Origin of the sequence: Cellulosimicrobium sp. PMB13 (assembly GCF_051294865.1) — a bacterium.
Lineage (GTDB): Bacteria > Actinomycetota > Actinomycetes > Actinomycetales > Cellulomonadaceae > Cellulosimicrobium.
The window spans coordinates 624,404-645,316 of sequence record NZ_CP145910.1; the positions used below are offsets into that span (position 1 = coordinate 624,404).

The 20,913-nt window shown below is 74.0% G+C and carries 16 protein-coding genes; 4 read left to right on the forward strand and 12 right to left on the reverse strand.

What is annotated here, in order from left to right; genetic code table 11:
* Positions 1 to 35: 35 nt before the first annotated feature.
* Both V5D56_RS03000 and V5D56_RS03005 read left to right on the forward strand, forming a co-directional pair.
* Positions 36 to 1,304 (forward strand): MFS transporter, encoded by a 1,269-nt coding sequence (locus V5D56_RS03000; RefSeq protein WP_435737586.1) that lies wholly within the window; start codon positions 36 to 38, stop codon positions 1,302 to 1,304.
* Between the two features lie 217 nt (positions 1,305 to 1,521).
* Positions 1,522 to 2,373, forward strand: a complete 852-nt coding sequence (locus tag V5D56_RS03005) for an LPXTG cell wall anchor domain-containing protein (protein ID WP_435737587.1) — start codon at positions 1,522 to 1,524, stop codon at positions 2,371 to 2,373.
* 21 nt (positions 2,374 to 2,394) lie between these two features.
* Here V5D56_RS03005 and V5D56_RS03010 read toward each other — a convergent pair whose 3' ends face one another.
* The 10 genes from V5D56_RS03010 to V5D56_RS03055 all read right to left on the reverse strand — a co-directional run bounded on the left by V5D56_RS03010 (position 2,395) and on the right by V5D56_RS03055 (position 17,783).
* Entirely contained in the window at positions 2,395 to 3,531 is a 1,137-nt protein-coding gene (locus V5D56_RS03010; protein WP_435737588.1) for a WxL protein peptidoglycan domain-containing protein, read from the reverse strand.
* 179 nt (positions 3,532 to 3,710) lie between these two features.
* On the reverse strand, positions 3,711 to 4,985 hold the full coding sequence (locus tag V5D56_RS03015; RefSeq protein ID WP_435737589.1) for a hypothetical protein: 1,275 nt from the start codon (positions 4,983 to 4,985) through the stop codon (positions 3,711 to 3,713).
* A gap of 38 nt (positions 4,986 to 5,023) precedes the next feature.
* Positions 5,024 to 6,052, reverse strand: coding sequence for a TIM barrel protein (locus V5D56_RS03020; protein WP_435737590.1), 1,029 nt, complete (start codon positions 6,050 to 6,052; stop codon positions 5,024 to 5,026).
* A 93-nt stretch (positions 6,053 to 6,145) separates the two neighbouring features.
* A complete protein-coding gene (locus V5D56_RS03025) occupies positions 6,146 to 9,823 on the reverse strand; it encodes a PQQ-dependent sugar dehydrogenase (protein WP_435737591.1) in 3,678 nt (1,225 codons plus the stop codon).
* Positions 9,824 to 10,296: 473 nt separating this feature from the next.
* The gene (locus V5D56_RS03030) at positions 10,297 to 11,277 is read right to left on the reverse strand and encodes a sugar phosphate isomerase/epimerase family protein (RefSeq protein WP_435737592.1); all 981 of its coding nucleotides are present in this window, start codon (positions 11,275 to 11,277) and stop codon (positions 10,297 to 10,299) included.
* A gap of 225 nt (positions 11,278 to 11,502) precedes the next feature.
* The gene (locus V5D56_RS03035; RefSeq protein ID WP_435737593.1) at positions 11,503 to 14,508 is read right to left on the reverse strand and encodes an FAD-binding and (Fe-S)-binding domain-containing protein; all 3,006 of its coding nucleotides are present in this window, start codon (positions 14,506 to 14,508) and stop codon (positions 11,503 to 11,505) included.
* The gene (locus V5D56_RS03040) at positions 14,505 to 15,392 is read right to left on the reverse strand and encodes a MurR/RpiR family transcriptional regulator (RefSeq protein WP_435737594.1); all 888 of its coding nucleotides are present in this window, start codon (positions 15,390 to 15,392) and stop codon (positions 14,505 to 14,507) included. Before V5D56_RS03040 ends, V5D56_RS03035 begins: the two co-directional genes overlap by 4 nt.
* On the reverse strand, positions 15,382 to 16,497 hold the full coding sequence (locus tag V5D56_RS03045; RefSeq protein ID WP_435737595.1) for an N-acetylglucosamine kinase: 1,116 nt from the start codon (positions 16,495 to 16,497) through the stop codon (positions 15,382 to 15,384). Before V5D56_RS03045 ends, V5D56_RS03040 begins: the two co-directional genes overlap by 11 nt.
* Positions 16,498 to 16,575: 78 nt before the next feature.
* Positions 16,576 to 17,076 carry an ATP-binding protein gene (locus V5D56_RS03050; RefSeq protein ID WP_435737596.1) on the reverse strand — a complete coding sequence of 167 codons (501 nt, stop codon included), beginning with the start codon at positions 17,074 to 17,076 and terminating at the stop codon, positions 16,576 to 16,578.
* Positions 17,077 to 17,153: 77 nt separating this feature from the next.
* Positions 17,154 to 17,783 carry a uridine kinase gene (locus V5D56_RS03055; RefSeq protein WP_435737597.1) on the reverse strand — a complete coding sequence of 210 codons (630 nt, stop codon included), beginning with the start codon at positions 17,781 to 17,783 and terminating at the stop codon, positions 17,154 to 17,156.
* A gap of 148 nt (positions 17,784 to 17,931) precedes the next feature.
* Here V5D56_RS03055 and V5D56_RS03060 point away from each other — a divergent pair, with 148 nt between their 5' ends.
* Complete coding sequence (locus V5D56_RS03060) at positions 17,932 to 18,723, forward strand: CPBP family glutamic-type intramembrane protease (RefSeq protein ID WP_435737598.1); 792 nt, start codon at positions 17,932 to 17,934, stop codon at positions 18,721 to 18,723.
* 46 nt (positions 18,724 to 18,769) lie between these two features.
* Here V5D56_RS03060 and V5D56_RS03065 read toward each other — a convergent pair whose 3' ends face one another.
* Positions 18,770 to 19,486: a DNA alkylation repair protein gene (locus tag V5D56_RS03065; RefSeq protein WP_435737599.1), complete on the reverse strand. Its 717-nt coding sequence runs from the start codon at positions 19,484 to 19,486 to the stop codon at positions 18,770 to 18,772.
* Position 19,487: 1 nt separating this feature from the next.
* Positions 19,488 to 20,270 carry an SDR family NAD(P)-dependent oxidoreductase gene (locus V5D56_RS03070; RefSeq protein WP_435737600.1) on the reverse strand — a complete coding sequence of 261 codons (783 nt, stop codon included), beginning with the start codon at positions 20,268 to 20,270 and terminating at the stop codon, positions 19,488 to 19,490.
* Positions 20,271 to 20,430: 160 nt separating this feature from the next.
* Here V5D56_RS03070 and V5D56_RS03075 point away from each other — a divergent pair, with 160 nt between their 5' ends.
* Positions 20,431 to 20,913 carry a glutathione peroxidase gene (locus V5D56_RS03075; protein WP_435737601.1) on the forward strand — a complete coding sequence of 161 codons (483 nt, stop codon included), beginning with the start codon at positions 20,431 to 20,433 and terminating at the stop codon, positions 20,911 to 20,913.

Sequence of the window (20,913 nt, forward strand, 5' to 3'; positions counted from 1 at the left end):
GGTTCGGCAGCGTGACGCTCCGTAGACTGCGGCAAGTGTCAAGACTCCCAACGGTTTCCGGGAACGCCCTACCCCACGCCGCCGACGCCGCCGACGCCGCCGTCGTTGCCCGTGCGCGCTGGGCGCTCATGGTGCAGTTCGCGCTCTTCGGGGTCGTCGGCACGTCATGGATGAGCCGCCTCCCGTCGGTGCGTGAGGCGCTCAGCCTGAGCTCCGGGCAGCTCGGGGCGCTCCTCGTCGTGGGCGGTCTGGGCACGCTCTCCGCGGTGGTCGTGACGGGGGCGGTCGTCGCGCGGTTCGGCAGCCGCGCCACGCTCGTCGTCGCGACGGCGGGCAACGTCGTCGGGTTCTCGCTCGTCGCGGCCGGCACGGGGACGGGGAGCGTCGGGCTCTTCGCGGTGGGTGCGTTCGTCAACGGCGCGTGCGGCGCCCTGACCAACGTCCCCATCAACATCTGCGCGGCGTCCGTCGAGCAGCACGTCGGCCGGGCGATCCTCCCCCACTTCCACGCCGCGTTCTCCATCGGCGCGGCGTGCGGCGCGCTCGTCGCCGCCGGATTCTCCTGGGCGCACGTCGGGATCACCGCCCAGCTCGTCGTCGTGAGCATCGCCGTCGCCCTCGCGCGCGCCGCGCTGATCCGCCCGGCGACGGCGCTCGCGCCGGAGCACACAGGCGGGACGGCGTCGCCTCGCCGCGGGGCCGGCATGCGTGCGGCGCTCTCCGCCTGGCGCGAACCGCGCACGCTGCTCATCGGGCTCGTGCTCCTCGCGTCGTCGCTGTCGGAGGGGTCGGCCGGGAACTGGCTGTCGATCGCCGTCGTCGACGGGTTCGAGGTGCGCGAGGCGCTCGGCGCGGTCGCGTACGGCACGTTCGTGGGGGCGATGACGGTGTTCCGTCTCGCGGGGACCGGGCTCATCGACCGGTTCGGCCGCGTCACGGTGCTGCGCGCCTCCGGGGCGTCGGCGCTCGTGGGACTCCTCGCGTTCGGCCTCGCACCGAACCTCCCGCTCGCCTGGGTCGGGATCGTGCTCTGGGGGTGCGGCGCCGCCCTCGCGAACCCCGTCGCGATCGCCGCCGCGTCCGACGACCCGGCGCACGCCGGCCCGCGGGTCGCCGTCGCGACGTCGTTCTCCACCGTCGCGATGCTCACCGCGCCGCCCCTGCTGGGGCTGCTCGTCGACGGCATCGGCGCGCGCCACGCGCTGCTCGTCCTCTGCGCGGCCACCGTGCTGAGCCTCGCCGTCGCCGGGGCCGTCCGTCCGGTCGCGGAGCAGCGCCCGGCGCGCGACGGCTCAGCCGTCTGAGGCCGGCGCGGCACGCCCCTCGACGCGGCGTCGCAGGCCACCCGCGGCGGCGGTGCGACGGGTGAATTTCCTGTGTGATTCCCCTCACAACGCGGCACAGCGCAACGCCGTGACCAGGCGCGATGCGACGTGGGAGCGTACCCACGGTCCTGGACGAGCGTCCAGGACCGTACGTTGGGCCCGCCCCCTGCCTCGAACGTCCGAAAGGCCCGCGTCCATGCGTCTCGCTCCGGCGACCCTCGTCACGACAGCCCTCACGACCGCCACGGCCACGGCCCTCGTCCTCGCGGGACCGGCCGCCACCGCCGTCGCGGGCGGTTCCGACGCCCCGACGCCGTACACCGTCACGGCCGCCGGCGTGACCCTGCCGGCGGGCACGGTCTTCCGCGAGAGCAACCACGTGAACTACCGGGTCACGGCGCTCGACGGGACCGGCGAGACGGGGCTCGGCCTGCACTTCGACCCGAACGTCGGCCACCCCGGCCGCGTCTACATCGGCAGCAGCACCTTCGACTTCTACCAGGCAGCTCAGGCCTTCCCCGAGGGCTACTGCGTGACCTGGGTCCAGGTCGACGGCTTCGACGAGCACTACGGCGAGGGCGGCCAGGCCCCCCTCTGCACGACGACGCCGCTCACCCCGGGCGTCCCCGAGACCCCGGAGACTCCCGTCTCCCCCGAGACCCCGGCGGAGCCCGAGACCCCCACCGAGCCCGGGACGGACGAGCCGACCGTCCCCGTGCCGCCCGTCGAGGTCCCCGAGAACGGGACGCCGTCGACACCGGAGGGCGGCGAGACCCCCGTCGACGTCCCGGCGCAGGAGCTGCCCGAGGGCACGACGCCCGTCGGGACCGACGACGCCGAGGGCGCGCCCGCGCCGTCGGGCACCGGCGCGCCGGGTTCCGCGACGCTGGTCGGGAACGTCGTCGCGTCGGCGGACCAGGGCTCGCCGGCCACCGAGGACGAGCTCGCGACGACCGGCGGTTCGGTCGTCGCGCTCCTCGCCGTGGGCGTGGCTCTCGCGCTCGGCGGCGCGGGCCTGCTGGTCGCGCGGCGGCGGCGGCTCGTCTGAGCGCGCTCGTCCGAAGCGGGCTCAGGCGCCGGGGCGCGGGTCGCCGTCACCCGCGGTGACGCCGGCGGCCTCGCGCTCGGCGAGGGCGGCGGCGACCGCGGCGTCGACCGCGCGCTGCTGCGCGGCCCTCGCCCGGCGCCGCGCCCGGACCCGCCACACCACGAGCGTCACGACGACCACGACCAACCCCAGGGCGGCCCACGGGACGGCCCAGGCGCTCGCGGAGGCGGTGACGCCGGGCACGACGACCTCGGGATCGGGGACGGTGCCCGGCACGGGCACGACCTCGCCGCCGACGGTGAGCGTCCCGTCGAGTCGCACGAGCGGCCGCACGCCGTCGACCACGACCGTGCGCTCGACCGACGAGCCGGGCAGGAGCTCGGGCACGTCCACGGTGGCGCCGCCTCCCGCGAGGCCGAACGGGCCGGTCACGCGCACGGACGTCGCGGGAGCGACCCGCGTGTTGCCCTCGTTGCGCACCGTGAAGCTCATGGTCGCGGTCCCGGCCGCGAACGGGTTGAGGGTGCCGTCGTACTCCAGGCGCACGTCCTCGACGGCGAGCGCAGGGGCGAGCTCGCCCTGGACCCGCAGGTGGACGCGGGATCCGAGCCGCCGGTCGGTCGTCACGCCGTCGTCTGCGGCGACGACCAGGGACGACACCACGCCTGCCGCGTAGTCGCCGGGCGTCGCGTCGTCAGGGACGGTCAGCGTGAAGGGGACCTCGACGCTCTCCTGTGGCGGCACCTCGATCTCCGGCTGGGCGAGCACGATCCACGACCCGAGCACCGTCGACTCCTCGCCGGTCGGGAGGAGGTCCAGGGTGCCGTCGTCGGTGAGGAAGCCGTCGGCCGCGTAGACCCCGAGGGCGAGCGGCTCGTCGCCGTGGTTCGTCACCACGACGGCGTCCTGGACAGAGCCGCCCGGCGCGAGCGAGTACGCGAAGTTGGGACGGTCAGTGCCCTGCGCGGTGTCGGCGGGCCGGAAGCCCCACTGGACGGTGGTCGAGGACTCCTCGGGCGCCGGCCCGACGTCTGCCGAGGCGACGGCCGCGGGCGCGACGAGCGGCGCGAGCATCAGGACAGGAGCAGCGAGCACGGCGAGGGCCCGCCGGAGGCGTCGCCTCACGGGGGCGGTCGGACGGGTCCGTCGGTGGGTCATGGTGCTCGGTCCTTCGTCGGTGGAGCGCGAGGTGGGAGGCCTCGTGGAGACGGTGGCCGCCGGTGGACGGCGGCGTGGCCGGCCGCCACGGCGCTCGTGGCGGCCGACCGTGCCCCGCTCCTCTCGGCCCGAGGGGCGGGGCGTCCACCCCGGGTGCTGCCGGGCACCCGGGGTGCGGATCAGCCCAGCGCGGTGAGCGTGATCGTCGCGGTGTACGTGCCGCGCGGGGTGTCCAGCGGCAGCTTGAGGTCGAGCTCGGCGCCCACGAGCGACGATCCGCGCGCGTGCCCCTCCTCGGCGTGCGCGAGGGTCCGCGCCTGCGCGAGGCCCTCGCCCTCCTCGAACCCGGACGCCACGTGGTCGCCGCCGACGGCGTCGCCCCCGTTCTCGAGCACGCCCGGCGTCCAGCCGAGGTACTTCCCGTCCACGGTCTGCCCGCCCGCGACGAAGTCGGACACCTGGCCGGTGATCGACCACTCCGGGTCGCCGGCACGCGTGTCCTGCACGCGCACCGGGACGAGCTGGCCCGTCGCCTGGTAGTAGTTCAGCTCCTCGGTGGCGACACCGAGGTCGACGAGGCTGGACGAGCCCTCGAGCTGCCACGTGAGCTCGCCGCCCGACTGCGCCGGGACGGTGACGGCCACGGCCTGGTCGCCCTCGGGCGCCGGTCCGGGAACCTCTCCCGAGTGGTCGCCGTCGATGCCGCCCGCGGTGTTTCCGGGACCGAACGCCGCCGCGGGGTCGTTGCCCGACGTGCGGATCGTGCCCTGCACGGCCGTGCCGGCCACCTGGAGGTTGCCGGAGTTGTCCGTGAGCACGAGATCGCCCGCGACCGCGTTGCCCCACTCGTCGGCAGCACCGTCCGAGGTCGCCCCGACCAGCAGGTCGCGCTGACCGTTGCTCACCGTGAGCGAGCCACCGACGACCGCACCGGCGACGGACACGCCGTACGCCGAGCCGTCGAGCGTCGCGTCGCCGTGCACCGACGTGCGGAGCAGGTCGACGTAGCTCGCCTCCTGCGTGAGCAGCGTCCCGGAGATCGTCGAGTCGTTGATCTCGACGTCGACGCCCCCGGCCGCGACGTCGCCGCCGACGGTGAGGTCGTTGAGGTACAGGAACCCGACCCGCGTGTCCGCCGAGTAGGCGCTCACGTCGCCCCCGACGCTCGTGCCGTCGAGCGAGACGCCGTACGCGTCGGTCGCGACGACGTCGCCCCCGACCGTCACGGACGTCGCGTCGAGCCAGCCGTCGGGGTCGACGACGACGTCGCCCTCTACGGTCGCGCCGCCCAGGACGCAGTCGACGCCGCCGGGGACCACGAGGTCCCCGCTGATCGTCTGGTCACCGAGGTCGCCCGTGCACTCGACGTCCGCGGCGTGCGCCGCCGGGGCGACCACCGTGGCCGTCGCCAGCGCGAGCAGCGCGGCGGACGGGACCTTCCACTTCCATGTCATGCGTGCTTCTCCTTCGAAAGAGCGTGTGGTCGGTCGCGTCAGCCGCGGAGCGAGGAGATCTCGCCGTAGCTGCGCCGGGCGTTGCCCAGGGAGTTGAGCGCGTTGCCGGGCTCCGCCACGGTCGCGGCGTTGTCCTGCTCGTACATGCCGAAGCGCTGGCCGCGGTCGCGCAGCTCCGAGAGGAAGGCGGCGTACGGGATGTTCCCGGCACCGAACTCGATGATGTCGTAGCCGTTGGTGCTCGCCTCGTTGGCCTTGCCGTCCTTGAGGTGCAGGATCGGGAAGCGGCGCGGGTCGGCCTTGACGTACTCGATCGGCTCGAACCCCGGGTACAGGTGCCGGCCCACGTACGCCCAGTAGACGTCCATCTCGAAGAAGACGAGGTCGCGGTCGAGGTTCTCCCACAGCAGGTCGTAGACGCGCGTGCTCGGGTCGTCGCTCGTGAAGTTGAACTCCTGTGCGTGGTTGTGGGAGTACAGCTTCAGCCCCGCGGCCCGCGCCTTCTCGCCCATCTGGTTCCACACGTCGGTCGCCTGGAGCCACGCGTCCTTCGGCACCGGGCCGCCGTAGCCGCCCGCGATCGGGCCGCCCTGTCCGAGGTGCGGCATGCCGAGCACGAGCGCCTTCTCGATCTCGGCGTCGATGTTGTTGAGGTTGAGGTTGACGTGGGCTCCCGCGGCGCGCAGGCCGTTGTCGTCGAGGAGCTGGCGGATCTCCTGCACGGTGATCGCGCCGACGCTGCCCTGCGTGTACCCGGCGAACTCGATCTCGGAGTAGCCGATGTCCGCGAGCTCCTCGAACACCTGGCGGAAGCCGAGCGAGCTGACCTTGTCGCGGACGGTGTAGAGCTGGATGCCGATGCGGTTGACCGGGACCAGGCGGCCGCGTCCGCCCGAGGGGGCGGGCGCCGCGGCCAGGCCTGCGCCGCCGAGCGCGCTGGCCGCCGTCGGGCCGAGGAGCGCGCCTGCCCCCACGGCGACCGACGACGCGGCGAGCGCCTTGAGCAGGTTGCGACGGCTCATCGGCTTGGCCGGGACCGTCGGGTGGTGGTGGTGCTGTGAACTCATGTCTCTCCTTCGAGGTGAGCCGTCCCGGGACCGGCCCGGGGACGTCCGGTGGGCCGGTGGCCCGGGCTCGAGGCCCGGGCCACCGGCGGACGGTCAGCTGCGGACCGTGAGGTTGAACGTCGCCGAGCTCTTCGCGACGCCGGCGGAGCCGGCGTACTGGGCCTGCACCTGGTAGGTGCCGGTCTCCCCGAGCCGGGGCAGCGTCACGACGACGTCGCCGGCCGCGTCGAGCGTCCCGGTACGGGTCGCGACGGTGACGTTGTTCTTCGTGATGGTCAGGACGACGTCGCCCGTGGCGACGACGCCGGTCGACGGCTCGACGTGCAGCGTCGCCTTGGCGGCGACCGCCGGCTTGACCGGGTTCGGCATGACCGAGCCGGTCAGGGTCGACCGCGCCTGGGCGACGGTGAGCCGTGCCCCGGCCGACGACGCCTTGAACGTGCCGTCCGCCTGGTACGTGGCCTTGACGACGTGCGTCCCGACGGCGAGCGAGGGGTCGATCGCGATCGTCGCGGTGCCCTCGGCGAGGCTCCCGCGGCCGATCTCGGTGTCGCCGGCGGTGAGCACGACGTCGCCCGTGGGGGTCCCGCCCTCACCCGTCACCGTCACGACCGCCTCGCCCGGGGCGCCGAACGTGACGCGTGGCTTGTCGAGCGTGACGGTCGTCGACGACTCGACGGTCGGCTCGTCCGGCGCGTCGAGGTCGATCGTGAACGAGGCGCTCCCGAGCTCGGAGACGTTGCCCCCGGTGTCGGTCGCCCGGTACTGCAGGTCGTACGTGCCATCCTCCGAGAACGCGACGGAGTACTGCTGGCGCGACGAGAGCGCCTGCCACGTCGCCCCGGCGTCACTCGAGTACTCCACGCTCCGGAGCGCCCCGTCGTCGGTGGCACCGACCGAGAACGTGACCGGCTCGTTGAAGACCCCGCCCACGCCCGTCGGCTCGGCCGGCGCGAGGGTGTGGACCACGGTCGGGGCCGTGACGTCGGCGACGCCGGCTCCGACCATCGTGACGGCGTCGAGCGCGAGGTCGTCGGCCGAGGTGACGAAGAGCTGACCGCTGCCCTCGGGGGCGTCGAACGTGATCTCGACGTCCTGCCAGCCCGCGCCGCCCGGGACCGTCGCCGTCGCGAAGGGCTCCGCGTCGGCGGCGCCCCAGCGCAGCTGGACCTGGCCGGCGCCGTTCGCCCGGACGACCGCCCCGTCGATCCCGGCGAAGTTCACCGGGTCGAACCGCAGGAAGTCGCCGCCCGAGCCGAGGCCGCGGACGGCCGTGCCGCCCGACGCCGTCTCGTCGGCGTACACGACGACGCCCTGACGCTGCGCCGCGTGCTCCGGCTGCTGGAGCTTCGGGTTCAGGCGGACGGTCGCCTCGCCCTGCGCCGGGGGCAGCCCGTTGTGACCGGCGTCCGTGTACGTGACGACGACCGCGCCGTAGAGCTGGGCGCCCGGCCCGTGCTCGGGCGAGTTCGGGTCGGTCTGCCACGCGCCCGTGCAGCCCGTGCCCGTGTTCTCCGGGTGGGCGTGCTCGTCGTGGCCGAGGCCGTACGTCCACGCGACGCGCGAGCACACGGTGCCGCCGCCGCTCGGCGCCTCCTCGAACGCGGCCGCGTAGGCCGTGATGACGCCCTGCACCATCTCCGCCGTGAGGGCACCGCCGGAGATCGCGACGAGCTCGTTGAGGCTGTACCCGCTGATCTCACCGAGCGTCTCGGCGTCGATCCCGAGGCTCTCGACGAGGACGTCGTGACCGATCTGGTCGGCGAGCCACGCGCTGATCGGGGAGTCCGCGGTGAGGTGCGGCTCCGGCGCCTCGACGGAGGCGTCGTCCTCCGCGTCGGTCGTCGTGACCCGGTAGGGGATCGCGTTGCCCCAGTCGAAGAACGAGCCGTTGCCCGGGTACTCGACCGTGACCTCGGGCGCCTGGTTGCCGACCGAGATGACGCGCGAGGTGAGGCCACGCCGGCCGCCGTCGTCCGTCGCCCGGAGCCGTGCCGTGTAGGCGCCGATCTCGGTGTAGGTGTGCGTCGCCTGCGCGCCCGTGTAGTCGTACGTGCCGTCGCCGTCGACGTCCCACTCGTAGGTGAGCGCGTCGCCGTCGGGGTCGGACGACGTCGAGGCGTCGAACGTGACCTCGAGCGGAGCCTCGGACGACGAGCTCGGCGTGGCGGTGAACCGCGCCTGCGGGGACTTGTTCCCCTCGACGTAGTCGATGCGGTACAGGCCCGCGTCGGGGTTGGCGCGGAAGAAGCCGTCGCCGTAGTCGAGCACGTACATCGAGCCGTCCGGACCGATCTCGATGTCCATCGGGTTGTCGTGGATCGGCTGGGCGGCGCTCGTCAGGGCCGAGTTCGGCAGGAAGTCCTCGATGTGCGTGACGTCGAACGTCGACCAGTCGACGGTGATCGCCGCGATGTAGTCCTGCGAGAACTCGCCCATGAACGCCTTGCCGTCCCAGTACTCGGGGAGCTTGGTCGTCGAGGGGTTCTCGGCGTCGTAGTGGTAGACCGGGCCGCCCATCGGCGCCTGGCCGTTGCTCGTCCCGAAGCTCACGAGCTCGTCCCACGGCTGGTCGCCCGGCTCGTCGCCGTAGTACAGCGTCGCGGGGCGCGGCGCCGGGAGGTCGACGAGACCCGTGTTCCAGCGGGACGTGTTCTGGAGGTTCTCCGGGTCGAAGAACTCGCCCGGGGTCGAGGTCTCGAAGTCCCAGTCGTTGTAGGCGAAGTTGTCGCCCGTCATGTACGGCCAGCCCGCGTTGTGCGGGTCGTCGAGGCTCGCGACGTTCCACTCGACGTAGCCCATCGGGCCGCGGTCGTTCGCGTCGGCGACAGCCTTCGTCGCGTCCGGCCCGTAGTCGCCCCAGGAGATCGAGTTCGTCTCGGGATCGACCTCGAACCGGAACGGGTTCCGCACGCCCATGATGAAGATCTCGGGCCGGGTGTTCTCGGTGCCCGGGGCGAACAGGTTGCCCTCGGGGATCGTGTACGTCCCGTCCTCCTCGACGTGGATCCGGAGGATCTTGCCGCGCAGGTCGTTGGTGTTCCCCGCGCCGCGGCGCGAGTCGAAGCCCGGGTTCATCCCCGGCGCGTCGTTGTTGGGCGCGAAGCCGTTGGCGCCGGGCGTGCTCGCCGGCGTGTTGTCGCCCGTCGTGAGGTAGAGGTTGCCCTCGCCGTCGAAGTCGATGTCGGCCCCGACGTGGCAGCACTGACCGCGCTGGACCTCGACGTCGAGGATGACCTGCTCGCTCGACAGGTCGAGCGCGTCGTCGGTCCACTGGAAGCGCGAGAGGCGGTTGACGCCGACCCACTGGTCCCAGTAGCTCTCGTCGGCGCCGGCGGGCAGGGAGTTGGGGGCGTTGCCCGTGGGGGTGTCCGGCTGCCCGTCGCCGTCGGCGTCGATCGGCGCGTAGACGAGGTAGACCCAGCCGTTCTCCTCGAACGCAGGGTCGAGGGCGATGCCCTGGAGCCCGTCCTCGGAGTTCGCGTAGACGGGGACCTGGGTGATCGTGCGCGTGGTGCCCGTCGCCGGGTCGGTGAGCCGGATGTCGCCGTTGCGCGCGGTGTGCAGCACGCGCGAGTCCGGCAGGATCGCCATGTCGAGGGGTTCGCCGACGTTCTTCGTCAGCAGCACCTTCTCGTAGTTGGACCAGTCGAGCGCGGCGTCGGCACCGGGCTCTGCCCCGTGGTCGACACCGTCGTGCGCGGTCGCGGGAGCGACCGCCAGGCCGACGCCTGTCAGCGCGAGGGCGCCGGCGGCGAGAGCGGCCGTCATCCCTCTGCTCAGGCGTGACCGCCTGCGGATATCCTTCATGTGATGCCACTCCTGTGAGGTTTCAGTCGCCTGTGAGGGGTCATCCGGACCGGGTCGCCCCCGTCGCGCCAACGACGGAATCGGGTGGCCCGGTCTGTGTGTCTGCTCGTGGGGGGCGCGGATGGGCGCCCTGCGTCGTGTCCTCCTCGTCTCGTCGTCGAGCGAAGCTCCCGCACGTCGGCGTGCAGGAGAAGTGCCCTCCGAGCACCTCTGCCGGTGCCGGAGCGGGCGGTCGTGGGGAGCCTAGAACCTACACCTACCACCCGGTCGACATCCTTACGGACCTTCTGTCAGGTGTCAATCAAAAGTTGCAAGGTGATCGTTGTTTATTGGCGAGCCCCTCCCCAGCACGCAGCGATCCCCGCAACGCCCTGCTTCCAGGGCGTTGCGGGGATCGAGGGGACCGGGCCGGCCGGACCGGTCGGTGCGGGACGTCAGCCGCGCAGGCCGAGCAGCGCCCCGTAGCTGCGCTCCGCGTTGCCGAGCGAGTCGACCGGGTTCGGCGGGACCGCCGTCGTGGGGGCGTTGTCCTGCTCCCAGATGCCGTAGCGGGTCCCGCGGGCCTTCGTGGCCCGGAGGAACTCGCGGTACGGCAGGTCGCCGGCGTCGAACTCGATGATGTCGAAGCCGTTGGGGTTCGCGGCGTTGCGTGCGCCGTCCTTCAGGTGCAGGAGCGGGTACCGGTGCGGGTTGTTCCGCACGTAGTCGATCGGCTCGAAGCCCGGGAAGCGGTACTGGCCGACGAACGCCCAGTAGACGTCCATCTCGAGGAACACCGTCCGCGGGTCCGTGTTGTCGAAGAAGACGTCGTAGAGGCGCACGTCCGGCTGGTCCGTCGCGAACGCGAACTCGCCCGCGTGGTTGTGCTGGTAGAGCTTGAGCCCCGCCGCGCGCGCCTGCTCGCCCCACGCGTTGAACTCGTCGGCCGCCGCGCGGTAGCCGTCGACGGTGTTGACGTTCGTCGGCGCGTTGGCCGTGCCCACGTGCGGCATCCCGAGGATGTTCGCGATCTCGAGCTGGCGCGGGAGGTCGTTGCGCAGCGCGTTGAGGCCCACGTGCGAACCGACGGCGCTGAGCCCGTTGTCGTCGAGGAGCTGGCGGATCTCCTCCGGCGTGATGGGCCCGACCTGGCCCTGGTTGTAGCCCGCGAACTCGATCTCGGAGTACCCGATGTCCGCGAGCTGCTCGAACACCGCGCGGAAGCCCAGGCTCGAGACCTTGTCGCGGATCGAGTAGAGCTGGATGCCGATCTTGCCGGGGGGCAGCAGGCGCCCGTTGCCCGCTGCCGCGAGGGGGCCGGCGGTGGGTGTCGCCGCGCTCGCCGCGGGGGCGGCGGCGGCACCGAGGCCGACGGCCACGGTCGACGCCGCGAGCGCCTTGATGAGGCTGCGACGTGTCATCTGGGACGTGCTCATCGTCTCTCCTTCGAGGGATGATCGATCTGGGTCCTTGCTGGTCAGGGCATCACGCCCCGCGCCTGATCCTCCTCGTCTCGCCGTCGAGCGGGATCCCTCGCACGCCGTCGTGCGAGAGGAGCGGCCACCGCACGCCGTGCTGCGCGCTCGGTGGCCGGATCGAACCGTGTGCGGCGGAGGTCGACCTACCGCCCGGTCGTCATCCTACGAGCCTTTAATCGGCTGTCAATCAAAAGTCGCAGCCTCGCCGATGAAGGCTCCCGTGGGCGGCGTCGGACGCGTCGCGGCCTCCAGGAGCTCGAGGACGTGGACGTAGTCGTGGCCCGTGGCGCGGGACATCCCCGTCTCGCACGTGCGGTTGCTCGACACGAACGCGTCGAAGCGGCCGCCCGGCAGCGCCGCGGCACGTCGCGCGACCTCGGCGCTCTCCGCGTGCGTGGCCGCCGCCGTCAGCTCGGGGTGCAGCATCCCGCGGTCGCCCGCGAAGCCGCAGCAGCCCCACGCGGACGGCACCTCGGCGCGCTCCGCGACGGCCTCGGCCACCGCCCGCAGGTCGTCCACGACGCCCAGGTGCACGCTCGCGCACGTGGGGTGCACGACGACGTCCCCCACCCTCGCGATCTCCACGCCCCGGTCCGCGAGGGCCGGCAGCACGTCGGTGCGCACGAACGTCACGGCGTCGACGAACGGGAGCCTCGCCCACCGCGCGTAGGCCTCGGGGTCGTCCGCCAGCCGGTGCCCCGACTCGACGAGACCGTGCGTGCAGCTCGACGCGTCGCACACGACGGGCAGCTCGCCCTGGCGCGTGGCGACCCACAGCGTGTCCAGCACCCGACGCGCCATGGTCGCCGCGCCGTCGGGCAGGCCCTTGGACGACCACGGCGTGCCGCAGCACAGGCCGCCCACCCCGGCGGGGACGGCGAGCCCGACACCTGCGCGCTCGCACAGCGCCCGCAGCGCGGCCGCGGCGCCGAGGCCACCCGCCGCGGGCGCGAACATCTCGCCCGTGCAGGACGCGAACAGCACCGCGCGCACCTCGGGGTCCGGGCGCGCGGACGCCCCGGGAACCTCTGACCTCGGCTCGCGGCGCGGGCCCGGGCCGGGGAGGTCGTCGTCGGCGAGCGGCACGGCGTCGGCACCGAGGAGCGCGCGGCCGACCTGCGACGCCCCGCGCACGAGCGGCGTCGGCAGCGCGTCGGCGACGGCGAGCACGCCGCGCACGCCCGTGAGGACGCCGCCCCAGTGCTCGGCGGCGACCTCTCCCCCGCGGCGCACGAGCGGACCGTGAGCCCGGGCGCGGTGACCCTTCATCACGGTGCCGGTGTCGATGCCGACCGGGCACGCCTCGACGCACAGCGAGTCGACGGCGCACGTCTGCACGGCCTGGTACCCGTAGTCGCGCTCGAGCTCGGCGCGCTCCGCCGGGCTCGCGGACGACATCTCCTTGAGCAGCGCGATGCGCTGGCGGGGCGTCGTCGTGACGGTGCGCGACGGGCAGCCCGGCTCGCAGTAGCCGCACTCGACGCAGCGGTCCACGAGCGGGGCGTCCTCGCCGCCCGCCGACGCCTCGACCTTGAGGTTCCGCAGGTGCTCCTCGGGGTCGTCGCTGAGCACGACGCCCGGGTTGAGCAGGCCCAGCGGGTCGAGCAGCCGCTTGACCTCGCGCATGACGTCGTAGAGCTCGTCGCCGTACTGGCGTCGCACGAACGGCGCCATGATGCGGCCCGTGCCGTGCTCCGCCTTGAGCGTCCCGCCGTGGTCGAGGACGAGGTCCACGAGGTCCTCGCTGAAGGCGGCGTAGCGAGCGAGCTCCGCGCGGTCGCCGAGGCGCGGCGTGATCATGAAGTGCAGGTTGCCGTCCTTCGCGTGCCCGAACGTCACGGCGTCGTCGTACCCGTGGCGGGCGAAGACCCCGGAGAGGTCGCGCACCGTCGCAGTGAGGTCGGCGACGGGAACGGCGACGTCCTCGAGCAGCGCCGTGCTGCCCGCGGGCCGCGCGCCGGCGACCGCGGTGTACAGGCCCTTGCGCACGCGCCACAGGCGCTCGCGCGTCGCGCCGTCGGTCGTCACCGTGGGCACTGCGGCGGGATCGAGCGAGGCAGCGAGGGAGCCGACGACGTCACGGGCCGCCTCCTGCAGCGGCGCCAGCGCCTCGGCCGTGGCGGCGCGGTACTCGACGAGCAGCGCGGTCTGCTCCGTGATGCCGGGTCCCGCGGCGAGCGCGCGCATCGAGGGGTCCGCGGCCGGGTCGGCGGCGGCCACCCGCAGCGACGCGGCGTCGAGCAGCTCGACGGCCTCGGCGCCCGACGCCGCGAGCGGGACGAGGGCGTCGGTCGCGCGCTCGATCGAGTCGAGCACGAGGAGCGTGGTCGCGGCGTGGGTGAGCAGCGGAACGGTGCGGAACGTGACGTCGGCGACCCAGCCGAGCGTCCCCTCGGACCCGATCATCAGGTGCTCGAGGATCCGCACCGGCTCGTCGTGGTCGAGCAGCGCGTTGACCGAGTAGCCCATGGTGTTCTTCATCGCGAACTGGCGCTCGATCTCGGCGCGCGCGGTCACGCTCGACCGCACGCGGTCGCGCAGCGCCGCGAGGCCCGCGTGGACGTCGGGGCGGACGGCGCGCAGACGCGCGTCGGCGTCCGGGGCACCCGTGTCGAGCACCGTCCCGTCGGCGAGCACGACCGTCATCGACTCGACGGTCCGGTACGCGGTGCGCGCCGTGCCCGAGGACATCCCGCTCGAGTTGTTCGCGACGACCCCGCCGATCGTGCACGCGATCTCGCTCGCGGGGTCCGGGCCGAGCCGGCGCCCGTACCGGAGCAGGTGCGCGTTGACGAGCCGCAGCGTGGCGCCGGGCTCGCACCGCACGCGCGCGCCGCCGTCGAGCACCTCGACGCGCGTGAACCGCGTACGCGTGTCGACGAGCATGCCGCCGCCCGACGCCTGCCCCGACAGGCTCGTCCCGCCCGAGCGGAACGTCACGGGCAGACCGCGCCGGTGCGCCTCGCGCAGCGCGCCGACGACGCCGTCCCGGTCGTGCGCCCGCACGACCAGCTCAGGCCGCAGCAGGTAGTGCGAGGCGTCGTGCGCGTGCGCGACCCGGGTCAGGAGGTCGGCGCGGAGCTCGAAACCCCGACCGCCGCCGGCCGAGACGTGAGAAGACGCCCCGGAATCGCGCGGAACCGGGGTCGATTCTCCCGTCTCGGCGGCGCGCGGCCGGCGGGACGTCACGGCCGGGCCCGACGCTCGTAGCCGAGCCGGTGGGGTTGCACCGCCTCGTAGGTCGCACGCAGGTTCTCCGTCGTGCGGTCGAACAGGCGCTGCGCCACGCGCACGAAGAGGAAGTCGACGAGCGCGAGCTGAGCGATGCGGCTCGACAGCGCGCCCGAGCGGAACTGGGTCTCGCGTGCCGTCGTCGTGAGGACGAGGTCGGCGTGCTCCACCAGCGGCGACTCGGGGAAGTTGGTGACGGCGACGGTCGTCGCACCCCGCTCGTGCGCGATGCGCAGCGCGTGGTTGGTCTCGACCGTGAGGCCGCTGTGCGAGACGCCGAGCGCCACCGCGCCCGGCCCGAGCAGCGCCGCCGACTGGAGCTGCACGTGCGGGTCCTGCGACGCGAAGCACACGAGCCCGATGCGCTGGAGCTTCTGCGCGAGGTCCTGCGCGGTGAGGCCGCTCGACCCCACGCCGAACAGGTCGATGCGCGGCGCCGCGGCCACCGCTGCCGCGACGGCCTCGAGCGCCTCCAGGTCGAGCGCGCGCGCCGTCTCCTCGATGGTCCGCGCCTCGTGGAACGCGATCTTCTCGACGACGTCCTGCACGGTGTCGTCCGGGTCGATCTCGCCGTGCGCGACGTTCGCCCGCTCCTGCTCGACGGCGCGCCGGCTCGTGGCCTGCGCGAGATCGATGCGGAACTCGGGGTACCCGGCGTACCCCACGGCGCGGCAGAACCGGACGACCGTCGCCTGCGACGTGCCGACGTGCGCCGCGAGCTCCGTGATCGTCTTGCCGACCACGGACGCCGGGTCGTCGAGCACGGCCTCCGCGATGCGCACCTCGGCGGGGCGCAGCGTGGGCAGGGCCTGGCGGATGCGGACGAGACCGTCAGCGGCCATCGGGTTCCTCCTCGGTGAGGTCGGCGTGCGGAGCGGTGCGAGGTGCGGCCGGCGGCTCGGGCGGCGGTGCGGCGCGAGCCACGCCGGAGACGGTGAGCCACGGCGCGTGCCCGACGACGTCCCCCGGGTCCCGCACGAGGCGCCCGGCCAGGAGCAGCGCACCGTCCAGCGGCGTGCCCGACGGCTCGACGAGCTCGACGTCCGGCCGCAGCACGGCGAGGCGGGCGCGGAACGGCCCGGTGAGGAGCGGCCCGATCGTGAGAACGCCGCCCGTCGCCGCAGCGAGGGGCGGGACGCCGTCGACCACCGCCGCGGCCAGCGTCGTCGCGAGGTGGGTGCCCGCGCCCGCGAGGATCTGCCGGGCGACGGCGTCGCCCGCTCCTGCGGCGCCCGCGACGTCCGGCGTGAACGAGGCGAGGACCTGCGCACGGTCCGCGCGGGTGTACAGCTGCACCGGCCACTCCTGTACAGGCCCGAACCGCGCGGTGGCGGCGTCCAGCAGGCCGGCGGACGCGCCGTTCGCCCGGCCGTCGTGCGCGGCGACCGCGGCGCGCAGACCCTGGGCGCCGATCCACGAGCCCGCGCCGAGGTCGCCGAGGAGGTGCCCCCAGCCGTCGACCCGCTGCCACGTCGTGCGCAGGTCCGTGCCGAGCGCGATCGCTCCCGTCCCGACGGCCACGACTGCTCCACCGCGCCCACCCAGCGCCCCGAGGTGCGCGGTGAGCGCGTCGGCCGCGACGGCCGACCGGAACGGCGCGGGGGCCGTTGCCGCGCCGGACGCCGCGAGGTTCTCGCGGAGCGCGGCGTGCAGCTCCGCCGGGTCGCGCACGAGCGTCGCGAGTCCCGTCACCCCGGCGACCGCGGCGACGACCCCGGTCACGTGCGGCGCGTCGTCGCGCAGACGTGCCAGCAGCTCGCGCACGACGTCGACCGCGTCGCTCCCGTCGGGCCGGATCGCGACCGGACGGCCGGCGAGGACGACGTCGTCGGGGCTCGCCCCCGCCCCGGCGAGCGCAGCGGTCGGCCGGCGCGCGACGAGCCGGCTCCCGGAGCCGCCCACGTCGAGCGCGACGATCCAGGCGGCGTCACGAGCAGGGGTGGGCACGCCGTCATTGTGGCATAAAGTTTCACCACAAAGTCAGAATATGGAGAATTTCGCCAACCCTGCGAGGCGCTGCTCTCGTCAGCGTAGCGGCGCGTCGCCCCCGTGATGCCGGTCGACGGGAAACGTCACCCACACGTTCTTCGTCGTCCCGGTCGTGTACCAGCCCACGTCGAGAGCCAGCTGCCGCGCCAGGTGCAGGCCCATGCCGCCCGCCCCCGGGATCCGCTCGCCGGCGTACACCGGAGGAACGCCGCGCTCGTGGTCGGCGATGTCCAGGAGCCACAGGTCGTCGTCCCGCGAGAGGCTCACCACCGTCGGGGGCAGTCCGTGCTCCAGCGCGTTCGTCGCCAGCTCGGACGCGACGAGCACGACCTTCTCCGGCGTCTGCGCGAGCCCGGCGTCCGCTCCGGGCTCCGCCTGACCGAGCACCGCCCCGAGCTCGCGGCGCAGCGCCGACAGCCCGTCGAGCGAGTCGAGGCGCCAGCTGCGGACGGGCACGAAGTTGGCGGGCGGGCGGGACACCGGCAGGCCGGCATCGGTCGTGGGGACGGCGAGCGGCTCGACAGCAGGACGGGTCATGAGGACTCCTTCGCTCGGCGGGCAGGGTTCGAGAGTTCCACGCGCGGCGACGTCCCGCACGGCGAGGACCAGGGACGTCACCGCTCCACGAGCGCGGGGTGCCGAGCGTCGTCGACCCGCACCACGAGGTCCGCGACCACCTCCGGCGAGACCTCCGCCGCGTACCGCTCGTAGGCCGGGATCGTCCAGGCGTCGGCGATCGCGGTCCGGCGCTCGAGCGTCGCCGGGCGGAGCGCGAGGTGCACCGTGAGGTCCGTCGCGAGTCCCCGCCCGAGCGCGAGCGACCCGTCGAGCACGACGACGAGCCCCGGCTCCACCTCGACGTACGCCGCGCGCGTCGCGCGGTCCGTCACCGGGTCGCGCAGGCTCGGCAGGTACCGTCCCCGGCCGCCCGGCCCGACGGCGTCGAGCACCTCGCGATTGAGACCGGCGACGTCGATCCGGTCCTCGAGCAGCGCGTCCGGGTCCTGGCGTCCCCGCTCGAGCCGCAGCGACGCGGCCCGCCAGAAGTCCGCCACGTGCAGCCGGGCGACCGGCCTGCCCGCGGCGCGCAACGGGTCGGCGAGCGCGTCGGCGAGCGCCTCCGGGCGGGTCGAGGGATGCCCGTCGACGAGCACGCGCAGGGCGCCGGGCCCGACCGGGCGGGCGAGCACGACGTCGACCACGCGTCGGACGAGGACCTCCTCGGACACCGGTTCGACGCGCACCCGGCCAGCATCGCACCGCGCGCGGTGGGAGGCGTCGCAGGGCCGGGTGAGCGACCGGCGAGCGGTCGGGGCGTCGGCGGCCCATACTGCTCGGGGCGCCCGCACCGGCCGCGCCGCAGTGCGCCCACCGTCACCCAGGAGAACCACCATGAGCAGTGCGGCACCGACCGGCGACGGCACGACCCTCGCCGCGATCGGCACCCCCGCCCGCGGTCGCGACTTCCCCCTCTACGCCGGTGACCCGCGGCGGCTCACGGGCGTCCAGTGGGCGGTGCTCCTCGGAGCGTGGCTCGTGGCCGCCGCGTGCGACCTGCTCGTCGGCGTGCCGGGACCGCCCTGGCTGAGCATCGTGGTGCGCGGCGTCCTGTTCGCCGGCCTGCCGCTGCTCGCCCTCGCGTGGGCACTGGGGGGCCTGCGCGCGGCGTGGGGCACGCTCTTCCGCCGGGTGCGCGGTCGCGACGTCGGCCTCATGGTCGGGTTCGCGGTGCTCAACGTCGTCGTGACGTTCCTGGTGGGCGTGCTCGTGTCGTCCCTGTTCGAGGCCACCCCCAACCCGACGGGCGCGGCGCTCGCCGACCTCGGGACGGGCGACCGGATCGCGTACTTCCTCAGCATGGTCCCGCAGCTGGTCGGCGAGGAGGTCTTCACGGTCGTGCCGTTCCTGGCCGTGCTGACCCTGGCGACCGTCGCGTGGCGGCTGGGCCGGCGCGCCTCGGTCACGGTCGCCGTCGCCGTCGCCGCCGTGCTCTTCGCGCTGATCCACCTGCCGACGTACGACTGGAACCTGCCGCAGTGCCTGCTGATCATCGGCGTGGCGCGCGTCGTCCTGTTCGTCCCGTACCTGCTCACCAAGAACCTCGCTGTCTCCGCAGGGGCGCACATCATCAACGACTGGACGCTCTTCGGCCTCGGCCTCCTCGGCGCCGCGGCGGTCGGCTGAGCCGCGCCGGACCCCGGCCGACCTCTCGGTGCCGGCCGGGCGGCGGTCACGACGCCGCCCACGCCTTGCGCTCGGCAGGAGGCAGCTTCTCGACGGCGGCGCGCAACGTCGCCCGGGGCATCGCGCCGGCGTGCTCGTCGAGGAACGCACGGAACCGTTCCGGCTCGACGTCGCCCACCACGCGCAGCATCCAGCCGACGCCCTTCTGGACGAACGGCTCGGGATCGTCACGCAGGACCTCCGCGAGCGCGAGCGTGTCGTCGACCTGGCCCTTGCGCAGGAACGCGGCCGTGGCGACGACCGCCGTGCGCCGCCGCGGCCAGTCCGCGGCGCGCGCGAGCTCGTAGAGCGGGTCGCGCGGCCGGTCGAGCAGCCACGTACCGAGCACCTGGTGCGCCGTGAGGTCGACGAGGTCCCACGCGTCGACGCGGTCGTGACGACGCAGCAGGAGCCCGACGAGCTCGGCGTGCCGCGCCGGCTCGACGCGGCGCGCCGTCGACGCCTTGCCCATGATCGAGCACGCACCGGCGCGGACCTCGTGGACCTGGTCCTCGAGGAGCCGCTCGATCTCGCCGACCGGCATCGCGAGCGAGCGCTTCGCGAGCGTGAAGACGTCGCCCATGCGGACGCCCGCGAACGAGGCGTCGCCGGGGAAGAACCGCGCGTACTGCCGCTTCTGCTCGCGCGTCGCGAGAGCGAGCAGCTCGGCGCGGAAGGTCGCGGCGTCGAGCGGCGGGGCGGTGGCCGTCGGGTCGGGTCGCATGTCAGCGCGGCGCCATCCGGATCGCGCCGTCGAGGCGGATCACCTCGCCGTTGAGCATGGGGTTCTCCACGATCGCGCGCACGAGCCGCGCGTACTCCTCCGGGCGTCCGAGCCGGCTCGGGTGCGGTACCTGCGCCGCGAGGGAGTCCTGGGCCTCCGGGGGCAGCGACGCCATCATCGGGGTCCGGAAGATGCCGGGCGCGATCGTCATGGCGCGGATGCGGTGCTGCGCGAGGTCGCGGGCGAGCGGGAGGGTGAGTCCCGCGACGCCCGCCTTCGACGCCGCGTACGCGGCCTGGCCGACCTGGCCGTCGGTCGCGGCGACCGAGGCGGTCTGCACGACGACGCCACGCTCCTCCCCCGCGCCGTCGGGCGCGTCGGGGAGCGGGTCGAGCGCCAGCATGCGCTCGGCGGCGAGGCGCACGACGTTGAACGTCCCCACGAGGTTGACGTCGACGACCCGCCGGAACGCGTCGAGCGCGTGCACGCCCTGCTTGCCGAGCACGCGCTGCGCGAGGACGATGCCGGCGCAGCTCACCACGACGCGAGCCCCGCCCAGGTCGTCGGCGGCGTCGAGTGCGCGGGCGACGTCGTCCTCGCTCGTGACGTCGGTGGGGACGAAGCGCACGGCGTCGCCCAGCGCGCCGGCGACCGCGGCGCCGTCCGACGACGCGAGGTCGGCCACGACGACGCGCGCCCCGGCGTCGACCAGCCCTTCGACCGTCGCACGTCCCAGCCCGGACGCTCCTCCCGTCACGAGCGCCACCGTGCCGTCGATCCGCATGCCGTCTCCTCCACCACTCGCCGGGCCACGTCGCCCGTCTGTGTCGACCGTACCGAGATCGACCCGCCCGTCGCGACGTCGACCCTCTGAAGGTCGATCTCACGACGTGCGGGTCGATCTCGCGACGGGGCTCGGGCCACGACGGTGCAGGATGGGCCGTATGACCCTCTACGACATCCCGTTCCAGGCGATGGACGGCTCGACCCACACCCTCGGCGAGCACCGCGACGACGTGGTCCTCGTCGTCAACGTCGCCTCGCGGTGCGGGCTCGCGCCCCAGTACGCGACGCTCGAGCGGATGCAGAAGGAGTACGGCGAGCGCGGCTTCCAGGTCATCGGCTTCCCGAGCAACCAGTTCCTCCAGGAGCTCGGCAGCAACGAGGCGGTCCAGGAGTTCTGCTCCCTGACGTATGGCGTGACGTTCCCCGTCGTCGACCGCGTGCGCGTCAACGGGCGGCACGAGCACCCGCTGTACACCGAGCTCAAGAAGACGCCCGACGCCGACGGCAAGGCCGGGCGCGTGACGTGGAACTTCGAGAAGTTCGTCGTCGTCCCGGGCGGCGCGGTGCACCGGTTCCGGCCGCGCACCGAGCCCGACGACCCGGCGATCGTCGAGCTGGTCGAGACGCACCTGCCGCGCTGA

Excerpts from the sequence above, each read along its gene's own strand:
- V5D56_RS03005 (WP_435737587.1), top strand. The coding sequence starts at position 1,522 with ATGCGTCTCGCTCCGGCGACCCTCGTCACGACAGCCCTCACGACCGCC.
- V5D56_RS03010 (WP_435737588.1), bottom strand. The coding sequence starts at position 3,531 with ATGACCCACCGACGGACCCGTCCGACCGCCCCCGTGAGGCGACGCCTC.
- V5D56_RS03015 (WP_435737589.1), bottom strand. The coding sequence starts at position 4,985 with ATGACATGGAAGTGGAAGGTCCCGTCCGCCGCGCTGCTCGCGCTGGCG.
- V5D56_RS03020 (WP_435737590.1), bottom strand. The coding sequence starts at position 6,052 with ATGAGTTCACAGCACCACCACCACCCGACGGTCCCGGCCAAGCCGATG.
- V5D56_RS03025 (WP_435737591.1), bottom strand. The coding sequence starts at position 9,823 with ATGACGGCCGCTCTCGCCGCCGGCGCCCTCGCGCTGACAGGCGTCGGC.
- V5D56_RS03030 (WP_435737592.1), bottom strand. The coding sequence starts at position 11,277 with ATGAGCACGTCCCAGATGACACGTCGCAGCCTCATCAAGGCGCTCGCG.
- V5D56_RS03040 (WP_435737594.1), bottom strand. The coding sequence starts at position 15,392 with ATGGCCGCTGACGGTCTCGTCCGCATCCGCCAGGCCCTGCCCACGCTG.
- V5D56_RS03050 (WP_435737596.1), bottom strand. The coding sequence starts at position 17,076 with ATGACCCGTCCTGCTGTCGAGCCGCTCGCCGTCCCCACGACCGATGCC.
- V5D56_RS03060 (WP_435737598.1), top strand. The coding sequence starts at position 17,932 with ATGAGCAGTGCGGCACCGACCGGCGACGGCACGACCCTCGCCGCGATC.
- V5D56_RS03065 (WP_435737599.1), bottom strand. The coding sequence starts at position 19,486 with ATGCGACCCGACCCGACGGCCACCGCCCCGCCGCTCGACGCCGCGACC.
- V5D56_RS03070 (WP_435737600.1), bottom strand. The coding sequence starts at position 20,270 with ATGCGGATCGACGGCACGGTGGCGCTCGTGACGGGAGGAGCGTCCGGG.
- V5D56_RS03075 (WP_435737601.1), top strand. The coding sequence starts at position 20,431 with ATGACCCTCTACGACATCCCGTTCCAGGCGATGGACGGCTCGACCCAC.